This is a genomic window from Bradyrhizobium sp. UFLA06-24 (assembly GCF_054967145.1).
Window position 1 is genome coordinate 23990 of record NZ_JADFUE010000058.1, and the last position, 15097, is coordinate 39086.

Sequence of the window (15097 nt, forward strand, 5' to 3'; positions counted from 1 at the left end):
GGACGGAGTCCTCAAGCCTTCCCCATCGCCGCGATCGCATCGGCGATCTCGATCGTGCGCCGCGCCATGTCGGCGTGCAGGCGCTCCACCATCGCGCCGTCGAGGCGGATCGCGCCGCGCGAGACGTTTTCCGGCAGCTCGAACGCCGCGATGATCTTGCGGGCGCGCGCCACTTCCTCTTCCGGCGGCGTGAAGATCGCGTTGCAGGCTTCGATCTGCGAAGGATGGATCAGCGTCTTGCCGTCGAAGCCGAGGTCGCGGCCTTGCGCGCATTCGGTGGCGAAGCCGTCAGGATTGGCGATGTCGCTGTAGGGACCATCGAGGATCTCTAGGCCCGCGGCGCGCGTTGCCAGGATGCAATGGGTGATCATCGGGATCATCGCGGCGCGGCCGGGCAGCATCTTGATCCGGGTCTCGCGCGAGATGTCGTTCGGGCCGAACACGAAGCCTGTCAGGCGCGTCTTGGGGTCGCGACCGGCCTCGGCCAGCTCCTCGGCATGCAGCACCGCGCGGGCGGTCTCGATCATCGCCCAGACCTTCACCGTCGGCGCGGCACCGAGCCCGGCGAGGTCGCGGCCGATGGTCTGGAGATCCTCGATGCTTGAAACTTTTGGAACCAGAATGCCGTCAGGCGAGGCCTTGGCGGCCATCGCGACGTCCTCCGCCCACCAGGGCGAATCGAGGCCGTTGGTGCGGATCAGGATCTCGCGCTTGCCAAAGCCCTTGGCCGCGATCGCGGCGGCGATACCGTCGCGTGCCGTCCTCTTGGCGTCGGGGGCAACCGAGTCTTCGAGGTCCAGGATCAAGCCGTCGGCGGCCAGATTCCGTGCCTTCTCCAGCGCGCGGGGGTTGGAGCCGGGCATGAACAGATGGCTGCGGCGCGGGCGGGTCATGCTGGCGTTCCTTCCGGGTTCCTCAAGCTGGCTTGACCAGAGGCGATAGCACCGGCCCTGCCTGTTCGAAAGGCTTGTTCGCGCTAGCGGTATATGATTAGGCATAGGCCATGATCACATTCCCGAAGTCCTTGCTGGACGGCTACAACGCCTTCGCCACCCAGCGGCTGCCGGCCGAGCAGAACCGCTACCGCGAGCTCTCGGTCAAAGGGCAGTCGCCCGAGACGATGGTGATCGGCTGCTGCGACAGCCGCGTCTCCCCCGAGGTGATCTTCGACGCGGGGCCGGGCGAACTGTTCGTGGTTCGCAACATCGCCAACCTGGTGCCGACCTATCAACCCGACGAGAACGCGCACGGCGTCTCGGCCGCGCTGGAATTTGCGGTGACCGTGTTGAAGGTGAAGCACATGGTCGTGCTCGGCCATGCGCAATGCGGCGGCATCCGCGCCTTCATCGACAAGATCGAACCGCTCACGCCCGGCGACTTCATCGGCAAATGGATGCAGATGTTCATCAAGCCCGGCGAAGTGGTGGAGCAGCGCGACCACGAGACCATGGCGCAATTCGTTGAGCGCATCGAGAAGGCCGCCGTGTTCCGCAGTCTCGAAAACCTGATGACGTTCCCCTTCGTGCGCAAGGCCGTCGAAAGCGGCCAGATGCAGCTGCACGGCGCCTATTTCGGCGTCGCCGAGGGAACGCTGTTCGTGCTGGACAAGGCGAGCAAGGAATTCAAGAGCGCGCGGAGCGTGGTGTAACCACCGCTCTCGTAGAGTGGGCAAAGCGAAGCGTGCCCACCACCTGTTTCAACCGGAAAGATCGTGGGCACGGCGCTACGCGCCTTTGCCCGCCCTACGGCAGCGGAGTTACGCCGCCTGCTTCTTCGCAGCTATCAGCTTGCGGTTGATTAGCACTTCCGCGATCTGGATCGCGTTCAGCGCCGCGCCCTTCCGCAGATTGTCGGACACGCACCACAGCACGAGGCCGTTCTCGACCGTCGCGTCCTCGCGGATGCGGCTGATATAGGTGGCGTCCTCGCCGGCGGCTTCATACGGCGTCGCGTAGCCGCCGGGCTCCTGCTTGTCGATGACGAGGCAGCCGGGCGCCTTGCGCAGGATCTCGCGCGCCTCGTCCGCCGTGATCGGGTTCTCGAACTCGATGTTGACGGCCTCGGAATGACCGACGAACACGGGCACGCGCACGCAGGTGGCGGTGAGCTTGATCTTGGGATCGAGGATCTTCTTGGTCTCCGCCATCATCTTCCACTCTTCCTTGGTGAAGCCGTCTTCCATGAAGACGTCGATGTGGGGGATGACGTTGAAGGCGATGCGCTTGGGGAATTTCTTCGCGACCAGCTCGTCATTGGTGTAGACGGCCTTGGTCTGCGAGAACAATTCGTCCATCGCGTCCTTGCCGGCGCCCGACACCGATTGATAGGTCGAGACCACGACGCGCTTGATGGTTGCCTTGTCGTGCAGCGGCTTGAGCGCGACCACGAGCTGCGCGGTCGAGCAATTCGGGTTGGCGATGATGTTCTTCTTCTTGAAGCCTTCGGTCGCGGCCGCATTCACCTCGGGCACGATCAGCGGCACGTCCGGATCCATGCGCCAGGCAGAGGAGTTGTCGATCACGACGGCGCCGGCCGCGCCGATCTTCGGCGACCATTCCTTCGACACCGTCCCGCCGGCCGACATCAGGCAGATGTCGACGTCGGAGAAATCGTAATGCTCGAGGGCTTTGACCTTCAGGGTGCGGTCGCCATAGGAGACCTCGACACCGACGCTGCGGCGTGACGCCAGGGCCACGACCTCGTCCGCGGGGAATTTGCGCTCATCCAGAATGTTGAGCATTTCCCGTCCGACATTGCCGGTCGCGCCGACGACTGCGACTTTGTAACCCATCGTTCACTCTCCGATGAAAAAGCCCGTTCCTGAAGCTGACGCTTAAACAGGAAGAGCAGCGCTTCTATGCGAGAACCGGCCTCAAGACAACGTTGGACCATGCCTGAGGGCCGTGGATGCAGTCGCCGGAGGCCGGCCCGGCCGTCAGCCCCACCCAGATCCACCTGACGCTCGCCAACTTTGCCGACGAAATCGTCGGCACGCTGGCACACCTGTTCGCCTATGTGGGGACGCTGGCTCTGTTTGCCATGCTCGCCCTCGCCGGGCTCCGCCAGCTGCCCGATTTGCGCGACGACGAGCCCACCGAGAAGGCGGGCTGGGCCGAGGCCTCCCGCTCGCATCCGGCCTTCGCGCTCAGCCGACTGGATTCGTTAGAAAAAACAGCGTCTTATGCCATCTTCCGGCACCCCGAGGGGGGCCGGCGCGACGTCATGCGCTGGGCTGGCGATGCCGACAAGCCGGTGGCCGAGCTCGAGATCTACCGGGAAGGCAACGAGTTCGACGTCTCGCGTCCGGCCGCTGCCGGCCTCGCCGTGCAGATGGGCCTGGGTGCGGCCAATGCGCTCGAGCAGGCCGGCCTGATCGATACCAAATTCGGCCCTGTCGCCCTGTTCCGGCCATCGGAGACCAAAGCGGGCACGCCGTCCTGCCTGGGCTACCTCAAGCGCAACGAAGAGCCCGCTTTGCAGATCTCCGGCTTTTCCTGCCAGGGCGACACCATGCCGGCCCGCCGTGCGGCGATCGCGTGCATGCTCAACCGGCTGACGCTGCTGACCTCGGGCAATGAGCCGAAGCTCGCCGAATTGTTCGCCCGTGCGGAGCTGAAGCGCCGCTCCTGCGATACGCAGGGACCGGCAGATTGGCTGCTGGGCGCCGCCAATGCGCAATTGCGCGGGACGCTTTGATCGGCATCAAGCTCAAGTGGCTGGCATCCATGCAACTTTTGCCGATGCAGGTCGATTATTTCCGGGCCGGTGTGACCCAATAGACCTAGTTGCGGTGCCCCCGGCCGGGCTAGTATGGGGGTGAAATCGACTGGCGGCATGCCGCCTGAAGGGGACGTGATGAGCTCGAATTTCTCTGTCAAATTGGCGACTTGGCTTGCGGCGGGCGCCGTTGTCGCTGTGGCCCTTGCGGCGCCGGCCGCGGCCGACACCAGGACCAAGCAGCGCTTTGACGATCGCGGCCGTCACTATTACGGCCCGAGCGGACCCAACGCCGTCTACCAGCAGGGCCGCACCCGCATCTATGTGAGCAAACGCTCCTGGCTCGACGGCGGCACCGAGGTCAATCCGGGCGACCGCAAGTTCACCGACTACGCCTTCCCGCCGGCCGTGGGCTATCCGTCCTTCGCCCGCGAGAACCTCAACCGTCCGATCGATCGCCAGCCGCTGCCGACCCCGGCCGATGTCGGCGGCTATCCGCAGAATTTTCCGCTGTACTGAGCGGACGTCACGACCGAATCAAAATGGCCGGGCTCGCGCCCGGCCATTCTTGTTTGTCGCGTAGCCCGGATTCTTGCCGCTTACGCGTGCAGCTTCTGCAGTTCCTTCAGGATCGCTTCGCCCATCTGCGTGGTCGAGACGGAAGTGGTGCCTTCCGACTTGATGTCGGCGGTGCGAAGACCGTTGGCGAGCACTGCGGCGATGGCTTGGTCGACCTTGTCGGCGAGCGCGCCCATGTCGAACGAGTAGCGCAGCGCCATGCCGAAGGACGAGATCATCGCGATGGGATTGGCGAGACCCTTGCCGGCGATATCAGGGGCGGAGCCGTGCACCGGCTCGTACAGCGCCTTGCGCTTCTTGGTCTTGACGTCGAGCTCGCCAAGCGAAGCCGAGGGCAGCATACCGAGCGATCCCGTCAGCATCGCCGCGATGTCGGACAGCATGTCGCCGAACAGATTGTCGGTGACGATGACGTCGAACTGCTTCGGCCATTTCACCAGCATCATGCCGCCGGAATCGGCGAGCTGATGCTCGAGCGTGACGTCGGGATATTCGCGCTTGTGCACCTGGGTCATGACCTCGTTCCAGAGCACGCCCGACTTCATGACGTTGCGCTTCTCCATCGACGTCACCTTGTTCTTGCGCTTCCGGGCAAGCTCGAAGGCGACGCGGCCGATGCGCTCGATCTCGTAGGTGTCGTAGACCTGGGTATCGATGGCGCGCTTCTGGCCGTTGCCGAGATCGGTGATGGTCTTGGGCTCGCCGAAATAGACGCCGCCGGTGAGCTCGCGCACGATCATGATGTCGAGGCCTTCGACCGCCTCGCGCTTCAGGCTCGAAGCATCCGCCAGCGCCGGATAGCAGACGGCGGGACGCAGGTTGGCGAACAAAGCGAGATCCTTGCGCAGGCGCAAGAGGCCGGCTTCGGGGCGGACCTCGTAGGGCACCGCATCCCACTTCGGACCGCCGACCGCACCGAAGATCACGGCGTCGGCGTCCTTGGCCTTGGCCATGTCGCCTTCCGAGATCGACACCTTGTGGGCGTCATAGGCCGAGCCGCCGACGAGGCCGGTATCGGTCTCGAACTTGGCAATCCCCGATGAATTGAGCCAATCGATCAGCCGCTTCACCTCGCCCATCACCTCGGGGCCGATACCGTCGCCGGGGAGCAGCAGCAATTTGTGGGTCGCCATATCCGTTTCCTCTGAGATCGAAATTCGGCCGGAGTGCTAGAGCGGCGTTGCGCGCTTGGCAAGACACCATTGCCGCGCCGCGGCTGTGCAAGGCGTGCGGGGCCTGCCACAGTGCGGCTCGCCGGAGTAGCCCTTTGCACGCCCCTGACCGTCCACCCCCAGCCCATCCCGCGCGGCTGATCCTGACCCTGTCGCTGGCCGCGACCGTCGGGCTCGGCATCGGCCGTTTTGCCTATGCGCTGGTGCTGCCCGACATGCGGGAGGACCTCGGCTGGTCCTACTCGGCGGCCGGGTTCATGAACACCATCAACGCGGTCGGCTATCTCGTGGGCGCGCTCGCAGCGTCGCGGCTGATCCGGCGCGTCGGCTGGTCGGCGGCGATCCGCGGCGGAACATTGGCCTGCGTCGCCGCGCTCGCCACCTGCGCGCTGACGGGGAATTTCATCGCGCTGAGCCTGGCGCGCCTGGTGCTGGGCCTCGGGGCCGCGGCCGGCTTCGTTGCCGGCGGCGCGCTGGCTGCGACGATCGCGCAGACGCGTCCGGAGCGCGCCAATTTCCTGCTGAGCCTGTTTTACGCCGGGCCCGGCATCGGCATTCTCTCCTCGGGGCTGATCGCCCCGTTCACGCTGCAGCATTTCGGTCCGGGATCCTGGTGGATCGTGTGGTGGGCGATGACGCTGCTCGCGGCCGCGATGACGGTGCCGTTGTTCCTGGTCCGGATCGAGAGCCGTGCGCGCTTCTCCGAAGATAGCCACGCCTCCTTCGCCATCGTTCCCGTGCTGATCTATCTCGCCGCCTATTTCCTGTTCGGCGCCGGCTACATCGCCTACATGACCTTCATGATCGCCTATGTCCGCGACGGCGGCGGCGGCGCCGCGGCGCAGGCGGCGTTCTGGAGCCTGATCGGCCTTAGCGCCTTCGTCACGCCCTGGGCCTGGCGCGGCGTGCTGGCGCTCGACCGCGGCGGCCTCGCCACCGCGATCATCCTCGGCACCAACGCACTGGGCGCGGCCCTGCCGATCCTCGGCCATTCGCCGGCATGGCTCGGAATCTCGGCGGTGGTGTTCGGCGTCGCCTTCTTCGCCGTGGTCGGCTCGACCACCGCCTTCGTGCGCTTCAACTATCCGCCGGAGGTGTGGCCGACCGCGATCGCGGCGATGACGATCTCGTTCGGCGTCGGCCAGACGCTCGGCCCGATCGTGGTCGGCGCGATCACCGATGCGCTGGGGAGCTTGAGTTACGCACTGAACGTGTCCGCGGCGCTGCTGGCGCTGGGAGCGGTGCTGGCGGTGCTGCAACGGAAGCTGGGGCCGGCCAAATCACCGGCGCCGTAGGGTAGAGCAAGCCGTCAGCTCCCGCTGAACGAATTGTAGCCCTGGTCTTCCCAATAGCCGCCCTTGTAGTCGTTGGTGACTTCCATCGACACTACGTATTTCGGGTTCTTGAAGCCGAGCTTTGTCGGCACGCGGATCTTCATCGGGAAGCCGTAGGCGCGCGGCAAAACCTCGCCCGCGTATTTGAACGTCATCTGCGTCTGCGGATGCAGCGCGGTGCGCATGTCCAGCGGCGAGTTGTAGCCGTCCTTGTCGGCGCATTGGAACCAGACGTATTTCGCGCGCGTATCGGCGCCCACAAGCTTGAGGAAATCGCGCAGGGGCGTGCCGGTCCAGCTACCGATCGCGCTCCAGCCTTCGACGCAGATATGGCGGGTGATCTGGGTGAATTGCGGGAGCTTGTAGAGCTCGGGCAATGTCCACGACTTCTTGTTGTCCACGAGGCCGCGCACTTCGAGCTTCCAGTCGTCGCCGTCGACATCAGGCGCGTCGTCGAGATCGTAATAGGCGTTGAACGGGAACGGCTTCGTGATCGCGCTTTCGGGGAAGGTCGGCGCCAGCGCATCGGGATTGAAGATGAAAGCCTGCACGGCGTCGTTGAACTTCGAGACCGTCTTCAGCATCTCCTCGGCCGAGGAGGAGTCGACGACATCGCAGCCCGTGAGCAGCGTCAGCGCGCCCAAGCTGGCGCCGCCCGCGATGAAGCGGCGACGGGTCAGGTCCGGCATTGTCTTGAGGGAATCCTTGATCAGCAGCCGCTTGTCGACGCCGGATATCAGGAATGAACGCTTGGCCATGTGTCTCTCCCTCAACGGCCGATGATCATCGCGCGCAGGCTCTTCGGCACCAGCAGCGCGAGCAGCACGTGAACGACGAGGAAGGCGCAGATCGCGGCCATGCAGAAGAAATGGACGTAGCGCGCCGTTGGGTAATCGCCGAACAGCGTCACCAGCCAATGCAGCTGCACCGGCTTCCACATCGACAGGCCCGACAGCACGATCAGCACGCCGACCACGATGATGCCGGCATAGAGCAGGCGCTGGACGTAATTGTAGACGGTGAGATCGTCATGACCGAGCTTGAAAGTCAGCGCCGCCCTGACGTCGTGCAGCACGCCCGAGGGCGTGATCGGCAGCAGCTTTTTCCGGAAACGGCCGGTGGCGAAACCGGTGACGAGATAGGCAAGGCCGTTGACCATCAACAGCCACATCGCCGCAAAATGCCAGAGCAGGCCGCCGCCGAGCCAGCCGCCCAGCGTGTAGTCGCGCGGGAAGCTGAAGCCGAACAGCGGCGAGGCATTGTAGATCTGCCAGCCCGACAGGATCATCAGGATCATGGCAAACGCGTTGGTCCAGTGCATGACGCGGACCCAGACCGGCTGGATCACCTTGGCCTTGATGGCGCTGATCTGCTCGTCGGTCATCGTGAGGCTCGACATGATGGTTCCGTCCTGAAAATCGTCTGACACCCGAATATACGCCGATGTTTCCGCTTTCGTTACGCCGCCTTGGGCATGGAATCGATGCAGGCAGGCTATCACAGTCACAAAAAAGCGAGCCGGGTGCCCCCGGCTCGCCGCTTGTCGCGTCCTGTTCGAGGGATGAAACAGGGCTGCGCGGGGTTACGTCGCCGGCATCAGCACGGTGTCGACCACATGGATCACGCCGTTGGACTGGTTGACGTTGGGAATCGTGACGGTGGAGGAGCCGCCCTTGGCGTCGACGATCATGACGGAGCTGCCGGACTTCTTGACGGTGAGTTCTTCGCCCTCGACGGTCTTCAGCTTCTGACCGTCCTTCAGGTCGGAGGCTTCGAGCTTGCCGGGCACCACGTGATAGGTAAGGATCTTGGTCAGGGTCGCCTTGTTCTCGGGCTTGACCAGGTTGTCGACGGTGCCGGCCGGCAGCTTGCCGAAGGCGGCATTGGTCGGCGCGAACACGGTGAACGGACCCTTGCCTTCCAGCGTCGGCACCAGGCCGGCCGCCTTCACCGCCGCAACAAGCGTGGTGTGGTCCTTCGAGTTGACGGCGTTCTGGACGATGTTCTTGGACGGGAACATCGCGGCGCCGCCGACCATGACGGTCTTTTCCTCGGCACGCACGGGCGCGACGACGGTCGCGGTGATGGCCAGGGCACTGAAGGCAGCAGCGGTGAGATAGGCAATGCGCTTCGACATGGAAGAACTCCCGAATTGGATGTGACCGGCAATGACCGGCGTTTGCGTTGGGCAACAACGGCGTCTGCGACATTCTGACGTGAGGCAGCAGCGCGTCGTTGGCCGAACTACGGGAGGGCTTGCGATGCGGTTTCGGAAAAAAATTCTTTGTGATGGGTGAAACTATGGGAAGGAGATTTCGTGTGGTGGCCCCGTTGTCATTGCGAGGAGCTCGCGACAAAATTGCGAAGCAATTTTGCGCTGATGCGACGAAGCAATCCAGACTGTCTCCGCGGATCCATTCCTGGATTGCTTCGCTTCGCTCGCAATGACGAGTTCGTGGCTGCGCCCCCGCCTCAATCCCTATTATTCGGTGTCTGGATAAACCCGCGATTATGCGTCGGGCTGATCAAGAGCTCGTTGATGCACACGCGCGGCGGCATCGATGCGATGAACGCGATGGTGCGTCCGAGATCTTCCGGCTGCAGCATCTTGGCCTGTTCTTCCGCGCTCGGCACCACGGGGCGGAGCTTCAGGATCGGCGTCGCGACTTCACCCGGCATCAGGCAGCAGGCGCGCAGGCCGTTGACGCATTCGTCCATGTTGAAGGAGTGGGTCAGCGCCAGCACTGCATGCTTGGTGGTGGTGTAGGCCGGGCCCGGCATCTTGGAGACGTGACGGCCGGCCCAGGACGAGACGTTGATGATCGAGCCGTCCTGCTGCTTGCGCATCGTCGGCAGCACCGCGCGCATGCAATAGAGCACGCCGTTGAGGTTGACCTGGACCAGCTTGTCCCAGCCTTCCAGTTCCATGTCCTTCCAGCTGCGCTTGGGGACGTTGATGCCGGCATTGTTGACGAGCAGGTCGATACGGCCGTGCTTCGCCACGATCTGATCGGCCGCCTTCTGGGCCGCGGCCGCGTCAGCCACATCAAGCGCCAGCGCCTCGGCGGTCCCTCCGGCCGTGGTTATCTTGGCCACCACGCCTTCCAGGGCGTCCTTGCGGCGGCCGGACACCACCACCGTCCAGCCGTCGGCTGCCAGTGCCTCGGCCCCGGCCTCCCCGATGCCGCTGCCGCCGCCGGTGACCCAAGCCACGCGTTTCCCTGATTTTGTCATGCAAACTGTCTCCGTTGCTTCATCGGGGCGGTTTTTGCTAATCCAGCCCTCGGTTTTGACCGGCCTTGTCAGTCTTGCGGTCGAGGAAATCTTGCATGAACCACGCAGCCAACGCCAACCTGTTTTCCCGCCTGTTCGACGGCCTCGATAATCCCAAGCGGCTCGCGATCGAGACCCATGACGGCGCCCAGATCAGCTATGGCGATCTGATCGCGCGGGCCGGGCAGATGGCGAATGTGCTGGTCGCGCGCGGCGTGAAACCCGGCGACCGCGTCGCGGTTCAGGTGGAGAAATCCGTCGCCAATATCGTGCTGTATCTCGCAACCGTCAGGGCCGGCGCGGTCTATCTGCCGCTCAACACCGCCTATACGTTGAACGAGCTCGATTACTTCATCGGCGATGCCGAGCCGTCGATGGTGGTTTGCGATCCCTCCAAGGCGGAAGGCCTCGCGCCGATCGCCGCCAAGGTGAAGGCCAATGCCGAGACGCTCGGGGCAGACGGCAAGGGCTCGCTGACCGAGGCCGCCGACAAGGCGAGCTCCGAATTCACCACGGTGCCGCGGGCAAGCGACGATCTCGCCGCGATCCTCTACACCTCGGGCACCACGGGGCGCTCCAAGGGCGCGATGCTCAGCCACGACAATCTCGCGTCCAACTCGCTCTCGCTGGTCGACTACTGGCGCTTCACCGACAACGACGTGCTGATCCACGCCCTGCCGATCTACCACACCCACGGCCTGTTCGTGGCGACCAACGTGACGCTGTTCGCGCGGGCCTCGATGATCTTCCTGCCGAAGCTCGATCCTGACCTCATCATCAAGCTGATGGCGCGTGCCACGGTGCTGATGGGCGTGCCGACCTTCTATACCCGCCTGCTTCAGAACCCCGCGCTGTCGCGCGAGACGACCAAGCACATGCGGCTGTTCATCTCGGGCTCGGCGCCGCTGCTGGCCGAGACGCATCGCGAATGGTCCGCGCGCACAGGTCACGCGGTGCTCGAGCGCTACGGCATGACCGAGACCAACATGAACACGTCGAACCCTTACGACGGCGAGCGCGTGCCCGGCGCGGTCGGCTTTCCCCTCCCCGGCGTCTCGGTGCGCGTCACCGAGCCCGAGACCGGCAAGGAATTGCCGCGCGAGGAGATCGGCATGATCGAGGTGAAGGGCCCGAACGTCTTCAAGGGCTATTGGCGCATGCCTGACAAGACCAAGTCGGAATTCCGGCCCGACGGCTTCTTCATCACGGGCGATCTCGGCAAGATCGACGCCAAGGGCTACGTCCACATCCTCGGCCGCGGCAAGGATCTGGTCATCTCAGGCGGCTTCAACGTCTACCCCAAGGAAATCGAGAGCGAGATCGACGCCATGCCGGGCGTGATCGAATCCGCCGTGATCGGCGTGCCCCATGCCGATTTCGGCGAGGGCGTCACCGCCGTGCTGGTGCGCCAGCCCGGCGCGAGCATCGATGAAACGGCCGTGCTGAAGGGCCTGGAAGGACGCCTCGCGAAGTTCAAGATGCCCAAGCGCGTCTTCGTCGTCGACGAACTGCCGCGCAACACCATGGGCAAGGTGCAGAAGAACATCCTGCGCGATACGTACAAGGATATTTACGCGAAGAAATAGGGGGCGGATGCTCCGGAATGGGGGACATGAACCGAGAGCAGGCGGTCCGGATCAACGATCATCTTCTTGAGGCTTGTGCGGCATTGGATCGAGCCCGAATGGCGATCGCAGGGCTTGCCAAAGCCGAGAGGATAAAGCTCGGGGACTGGCTCGACGGCGTCGTCGGCGCTTTAGAGGACGAGTTGCTCCAACCGATCTACGATCAGCATCCGGATCTCAAGCCTCCAAAGTCCAACCGGGAACCGTATGAGTATGTCTGTGAGCTCGCATGGGATGAGGTGCAGCTCCCGCCGGGAGTCACCGAGCAGCAGCTCGACGAGATCATTTTTTCGGTCATGAAGCCGACCTGGCGGAAGACCGCGGCGATAGTCACCCGTGCGGTGGATCGCTGCAAAGAGCTTGGATTGCCGATCGACGACAAGATGATTGCCGCGCGATTGAAAGTGCTTTCGGATTCCGACCGCATCGAAGGCATCGGCGATATCCGATCGTGGCTCCACAGCGAAGTGCGATTGAAGGACTAACTCGGTCGCGCTACGCGTGCTCTTGTGGGGCACGCTCTCTACCCGTCAATCCAGAGTGCCTCCGCGGAAAGATTCTGGATTGCTTCGCTTCGCTCGCAATGACGGAATTCTTGGCGCCTACTGTCCGCCCAACAAGCTCATCACAAACCTACTGCCGACGATGAACAGGTAGCACCCGAACGCCATCTCCAGCGTGCGCTTCGACATCGCGTGTGCGGCTCGCACGCCGAGCGGTGCGGTGACGAGGCTCATCGGCATCACCAGCACGGCGCCGATCAGCGAGACGTAGCCGAATGCGAAGGGGACTTGCAGGGCGGTGACGGCGGGATAGGTCGCCGCCGCCGGCCAGCCGGCGTAGATGTAGCCGAGCGCGCCGGGGATCGAGATCAGCACCGCGAGCGCGGATGAGGTTGCGACCGCCTGGTGGATGGGACGTCCGTAGAAGGTCATCAGCAAATTCGAGAACAGGCCGCCGCCGATGCCCATCAGCGTCGAGAGAATGCCGACGCAGAAGCCGTAGAGGCGCATCAAGGGTCCCGTGGGCAGTTCGTCGCCGAGCTTCCACCCTTGACGCGCGAAGATCAGACGCGCCGCCGCTGAATAGGCGACGGCGACGAACACGATCTTGAACAGCTTCTCCGGCGCGTAGCGCGCGACGACGCTCCCGGCGGCGACGCCGATGACGATCGGTAGCCACCACATGCGCAGGATCGTCATGTCGACGGCGCCGCGCCTGTAATGCGCCTGGAACGAGCTGATCGACGTCGGGATGATCACCGCGAGCGAGGTGCCGATGCAGAGCGGCATGCGCACTTCGAGCGGCACACCGGCGAGGCGGAAGCATTCGTAGAACACCGGCACGAGAATCGCGCCGCCGCCGATGCCGAACACGCCGGCCAGGAATCCGGACAGCGCACCGGTTGCGATCAGCAACAGCGCGAGTTCGATGATCTCCTTGATGTCGAGACCTGCAATCACCCCTGACCTGCCCCTCGGCGAGTGGTCGCAGCGTCTCCGGAACCTCCGCCCAGATTCGGCTGCAAGCCAAGCTGTAGGTGATCCGGCTGACCCGGTCGATATGCCGGGGTCTGCCGTCTTGGGTGGAATGCAGGTTGCGCATATCCTCCGCAGAGCGGAAAATTGATGCGCGGGACGGAAATCGGAGAGGGTTCGCCCGCCATCCGCCTTGAGGTCGGCGTCAGGAGTTGACCGGTTCGAGTTGCGATCGGCCGGCGGCGGCTTGGAGCCGTTCCAATAGTGATTTCAATGCCCCTCGCCGATGGCTCAAAGGGTGAATTGACATTCTCTCCTTCGGCGGCACACCATCACTCTGGTATACCAAGCCCCTGATTGGCCTTGGTTCATCAGCGTTCTAGAGCTGAACGGCGGTTCGATTTATGGCGATTTGGTGATTGCGCAGGGCAAATCGACTCCGTAAATAGAGCCGACCTTTCGCGATCCCCGCGCGCCCCAGGCTGGGCCGCAACAAACATCAAAAGCCCATGACCGCACGGATCGAACGACCGCTTTCACCACACATGCAAGTCTACCGCTGGACGTTGACGATGGCGCTGTCCATCGTCCATCGCGCCACCGGTATTGCCCTCTATGTCGGGACCCTGCTGCTGGCCTGGTGGCTGATCGCAGCGGCGTCAAACTCCGCCGGGGCCTATGCCAATGTGCAGGCTTTCACCGGCAGCATCATCGGCCGCCTCATCGTGTTCGGCTACACCTGGGCGCTGATGCACCACATGCTGAGCGGTATCCGCCATTTCGTGTGGGACCTCGGCTTCGGCTTCAAGGCCAATGAGCGCGAAGCGCTGACCTGGGCCGCCCTGATCGGCGGCATCGTGCTGACGATCCTGATCTGGATCATCGCCTACGCGATCGGAGGTGTACGATGAGCGCAGCCGATACGCCCAAGCGCAGCATGCGTACCCCGCTCGGCCGCGTCCGCAATCTCGGGGCCGCGCATTCCGGCACGTCTGATTTCTGGCGCCAGCGCATCACCGGCGTCGCCATGACGCTGCTGATGATCCCGGTGATCGTCATCGTCATGATGACGCTCGGCAGCAACCAGGCCGGCGCCAAGGTGATCCTCGGCTCGCTGCCGATCGCGGTGATCATGCTGCTCTTCATCATCGCCAGCGCCTGGCACATGAAGATCGGCATGCAGGTCGTGATCGAGGACTACGTTCATAACGAGAAGCTGAAGCTCGTCTCGATCATGCTCAACAACTTCTTCTCGATCGCCGTGGCGCTCGCCTCGACCTACGCGATCCTGAAACTCGCATCCGGAGTGTAACCCATGGCCACCACAACGAATGGCACGGGCAACGGCGCTCCCGCCACCAACGGCAAAGCCTATCCGATCGAAGACCACACCTATGACGTCGTCGTGGTCGGCGCCGGCGGCGCCGGCCTGCGCGCCGTGGTCGGCTGCAGCGAGGCGGGCCTGCGCACCGCCTGCATCACCAAGGTGTTTCCGACCCGCTCGCACACGGTTGCGGCGCAGGGCGGCATCTCGGCCTCGCTCGGCAACATGCACAAGGACGACTGGCGCTGGCACATGTACGACACCGTGAAGGGGTCGGACTGGCTAGGGGACCAGGACGCAATCGAATACATGGTGCGCAACGCGCCGGCAGCCGTCTACGAGCTCGAGCATTGGGGCGTGCCGTTCTCGCGCACCGAGGACGGCAAGATCTACCAGCGCCCGTTCGGCGGCATGACCATGGACTACGGCAAGGGCCAGGCACAACGCACCTGCGCCGCCGCCGACCGCACCGGCCACGCCATGCTGCACACGATGTACGGCCAGTCGCTGCGCCACGCGGCCGAGTTCTTCATCGAATTCTTCGCCATCGACCTGATCATGGACGACCAGGGCGCCTGCCGCGGCGTCATCGCGC

17 protein-coding genes are annotated in these 15097 nt (G+C 64.0%); 9 read left to right on the plus strand and 8 right to left on the minus strand.

Annotated elements, in window-relative coordinates; genetic code table 11:
• Window positions 1–11: 11 nt before the first annotated feature.
• A complete protein-coding gene (locus IF809_RS30765; protein ID WP_128963353.1) occupies window positions 12–893 on the minus strand; it encodes an HpcH/HpaI aldolase/citrate lyase family protein in 882 nt (293 codons plus the stop codon).
• 110 nt (window positions 894–1003) lie between these two features.
• Between IF809_RS30765 and IF809_RS30770 the strand changes: the two genes are divergently transcribed.
• A complete protein-coding gene (locus IF809_RS30770) occupies window positions 1004–1648 on the plus strand; it encodes a carbonic anhydrase (protein ID WP_128963352.1) in 645 nt (214 codons plus the stop codon).
• 108 nt (window positions 1649–1756) lie between these two features.
• On the opposite strand, the gene IF809_RS30775 is transcribed toward IF809_RS30770, so the two are convergent.
• Window positions 1757–2791: an aspartate-semialdehyde dehydrogenase gene (locus IF809_RS30775; RefSeq protein WP_453994135.1), complete on the minus strand. Its 1035-nt coding sequence runs from the start codon at window positions 2789–2791 to the stop codon at window positions 1757–1759.
• A gap of 116 nt (window positions 2792–2907) precedes the next feature.
• On the opposite strand from IF809_RS30775, the gene IF809_RS30780 reads away from it, so the two are divergent.
• Both IF809_RS30780 and IF809_RS30785 read left to right on the plus strand, forming a co-directional pair.
• The gene (locus tag IF809_RS30780) at window positions 2908–3696 is read left to right on the plus strand and encodes a hypothetical protein (RefSeq protein ID WP_462839421.1); all 789 of its coding nucleotides are present in this window, start codon (window positions 2908–2910) and stop codon (window positions 3694–3696) included.
• A 159-nt stretch (window positions 3697–3855) separates the two neighbouring features.
• The gene (locus tag IF809_RS30785; RefSeq protein WP_244659471.1) at window positions 3856–4236 is read left to right on the plus strand and encodes a hypothetical protein; all 381 of its coding nucleotides are present in this window, start codon (window positions 3856–3858) and stop codon (window positions 4234–4236) included.
• 80 nt (window positions 4237–4316) lie between these two features.
• On the opposite strand, the gene leuB is transcribed toward IF809_RS30785, so the two are convergent.
• Window positions 4317–5429 (minus strand): 3-isopropylmalate dehydrogenase, encoded by a 1113-nt coding sequence (gene leuB, locus IF809_RS30790; protein ID WP_462839422.1) that lies wholly within the window; start codon window positions 5427–5429, stop codon window positions 4317–4319.
• 134 nt (window positions 5430–5563) lie between these two features.
• Between leuB and IF809_RS30795 the strand changes: the two genes are divergently transcribed.
• A complete protein-coding gene (locus tag IF809_RS30795; RefSeq protein ID WP_462839423.1) occupies window positions 5564–6763 on the plus strand; it encodes a YbfB/YjiJ family MFS transporter in 1200 nt (399 codons plus the stop codon).
• Between the two features lie 14 nt (window positions 6764–6777).
• Here the strand turns inward: IF809_RS30795 and IF809_RS30800 are convergent, their stop codons facing one another.
• From IF809_RS30800 to IF809_RS30815, 4 genes are all read right to left on the minus strand, one after another.
• Window positions 6778–7560: a molybdopterin-binding protein gene (locus IF809_RS30800; protein WP_128963345.1), complete on the minus strand. Its 783-nt coding sequence runs from the start codon at window positions 7558–7560 to the stop codon at window positions 6778–6780.
• Window positions 7561–7571: 11 nt separating this feature from the next.
• Window positions 7572–8201: a cytochrome b/b6 domain-containing protein gene (locus IF809_RS30805; RefSeq protein ID WP_128963344.1), complete on the minus strand. Its 630-nt coding sequence runs from the start codon at window positions 8199–8201 to the stop codon at window positions 7572–7574.
• A 183-nt stretch (window positions 8202–8384) separates the two neighbouring features.
• Complete coding sequence (locus IF809_RS30810) at window positions 8385–8939, minus strand: fasciclin domain-containing protein (RefSeq protein ID WP_453981326.1); 555 nt, start codon at window positions 8937–8939, stop codon at window positions 8385–8387.
• 335 nt (window positions 8940–9274) lie between these two features.
• A complete protein-coding gene (locus tag IF809_RS30815; protein ID WP_462839424.1) occupies window positions 9275–10036 on the minus strand; it encodes an SDR family oxidoreductase in 762 nt (253 codons plus the stop codon).
• Window positions 10037–10131: 95 nt separating this feature from the next.
• On the opposite strand from IF809_RS30815, the gene IF809_RS30820 reads away from it, so the two are divergent.
• Together IF809_RS30820 and IF809_RS30825 are read left to right on the plus strand one after the other, a co-directional pair.
• Window positions 10132–11661 (plus strand): malonate--CoA ligase, encoded by a 1530-nt coding sequence (locus tag IF809_RS30820; RefSeq protein WP_462839425.1) that lies wholly within the window; start codon window positions 10132–10134, stop codon window positions 11659–11661.
• 26 nt (window positions 11662–11687) lie between these two features.
• Complete coding sequence (locus IF809_RS30825) at window positions 11688–12185, plus strand: DUF3658 domain-containing protein (RefSeq protein ID WP_164938374.1); 498 nt, start codon at window positions 11688–11690, stop codon at window positions 12183–12185.
• 117 nt (window positions 12186–12302) lie between these two features.
• Here IF809_RS30825 and IF809_RS30830 read toward each other — a convergent pair whose 3' ends face one another.
• A complete protein-coding gene (locus IF809_RS30830) occupies window positions 12303–13163 on the minus strand; it encodes a sulfite exporter TauE/SafE family protein (protein ID WP_462839426.1) in 861 nt (286 codons plus the stop codon).
• A 524-nt stretch (window positions 13164–13687) separates the two neighbouring features.
• Between IF809_RS30830 and sdhC the strand changes: the two genes are divergently transcribed.
• The 3 genes from sdhC to IF809_RS30845 form a co-directional block, all read left to right on the plus strand.
• Window positions 13688–14089, plus strand: coding sequence for a succinate dehydrogenase, cytochrome b556 subunit (sdhC, locus tag IF809_RS30835; protein WP_194465440.1), 402 nt, complete (start codon window positions 13688–13690; stop codon window positions 14087–14089).
• The gene (gene sdhD / locus IF809_RS30840; RefSeq protein ID WP_128963338.1) at window positions 14086–14490 is read left to right on the plus strand and encodes a succinate dehydrogenase, hydrophobic membrane anchor protein; all 405 of its coding nucleotides are present in this window, start codon (window positions 14086–14088) and stop codon (window positions 14488–14490) included. The genes sdhC and sdhD overlap by 4 nt, the downstream gene beginning before the upstream one ends.
• 3 nt (window positions 14491–14493) lie before the next feature.
• On the plus strand, window positions 14494–15097 hold a 604-nt coding region (locus IF809_RS30845; protein WP_462839427.1), incomplete at its 3' end, for an FAD-binding protein.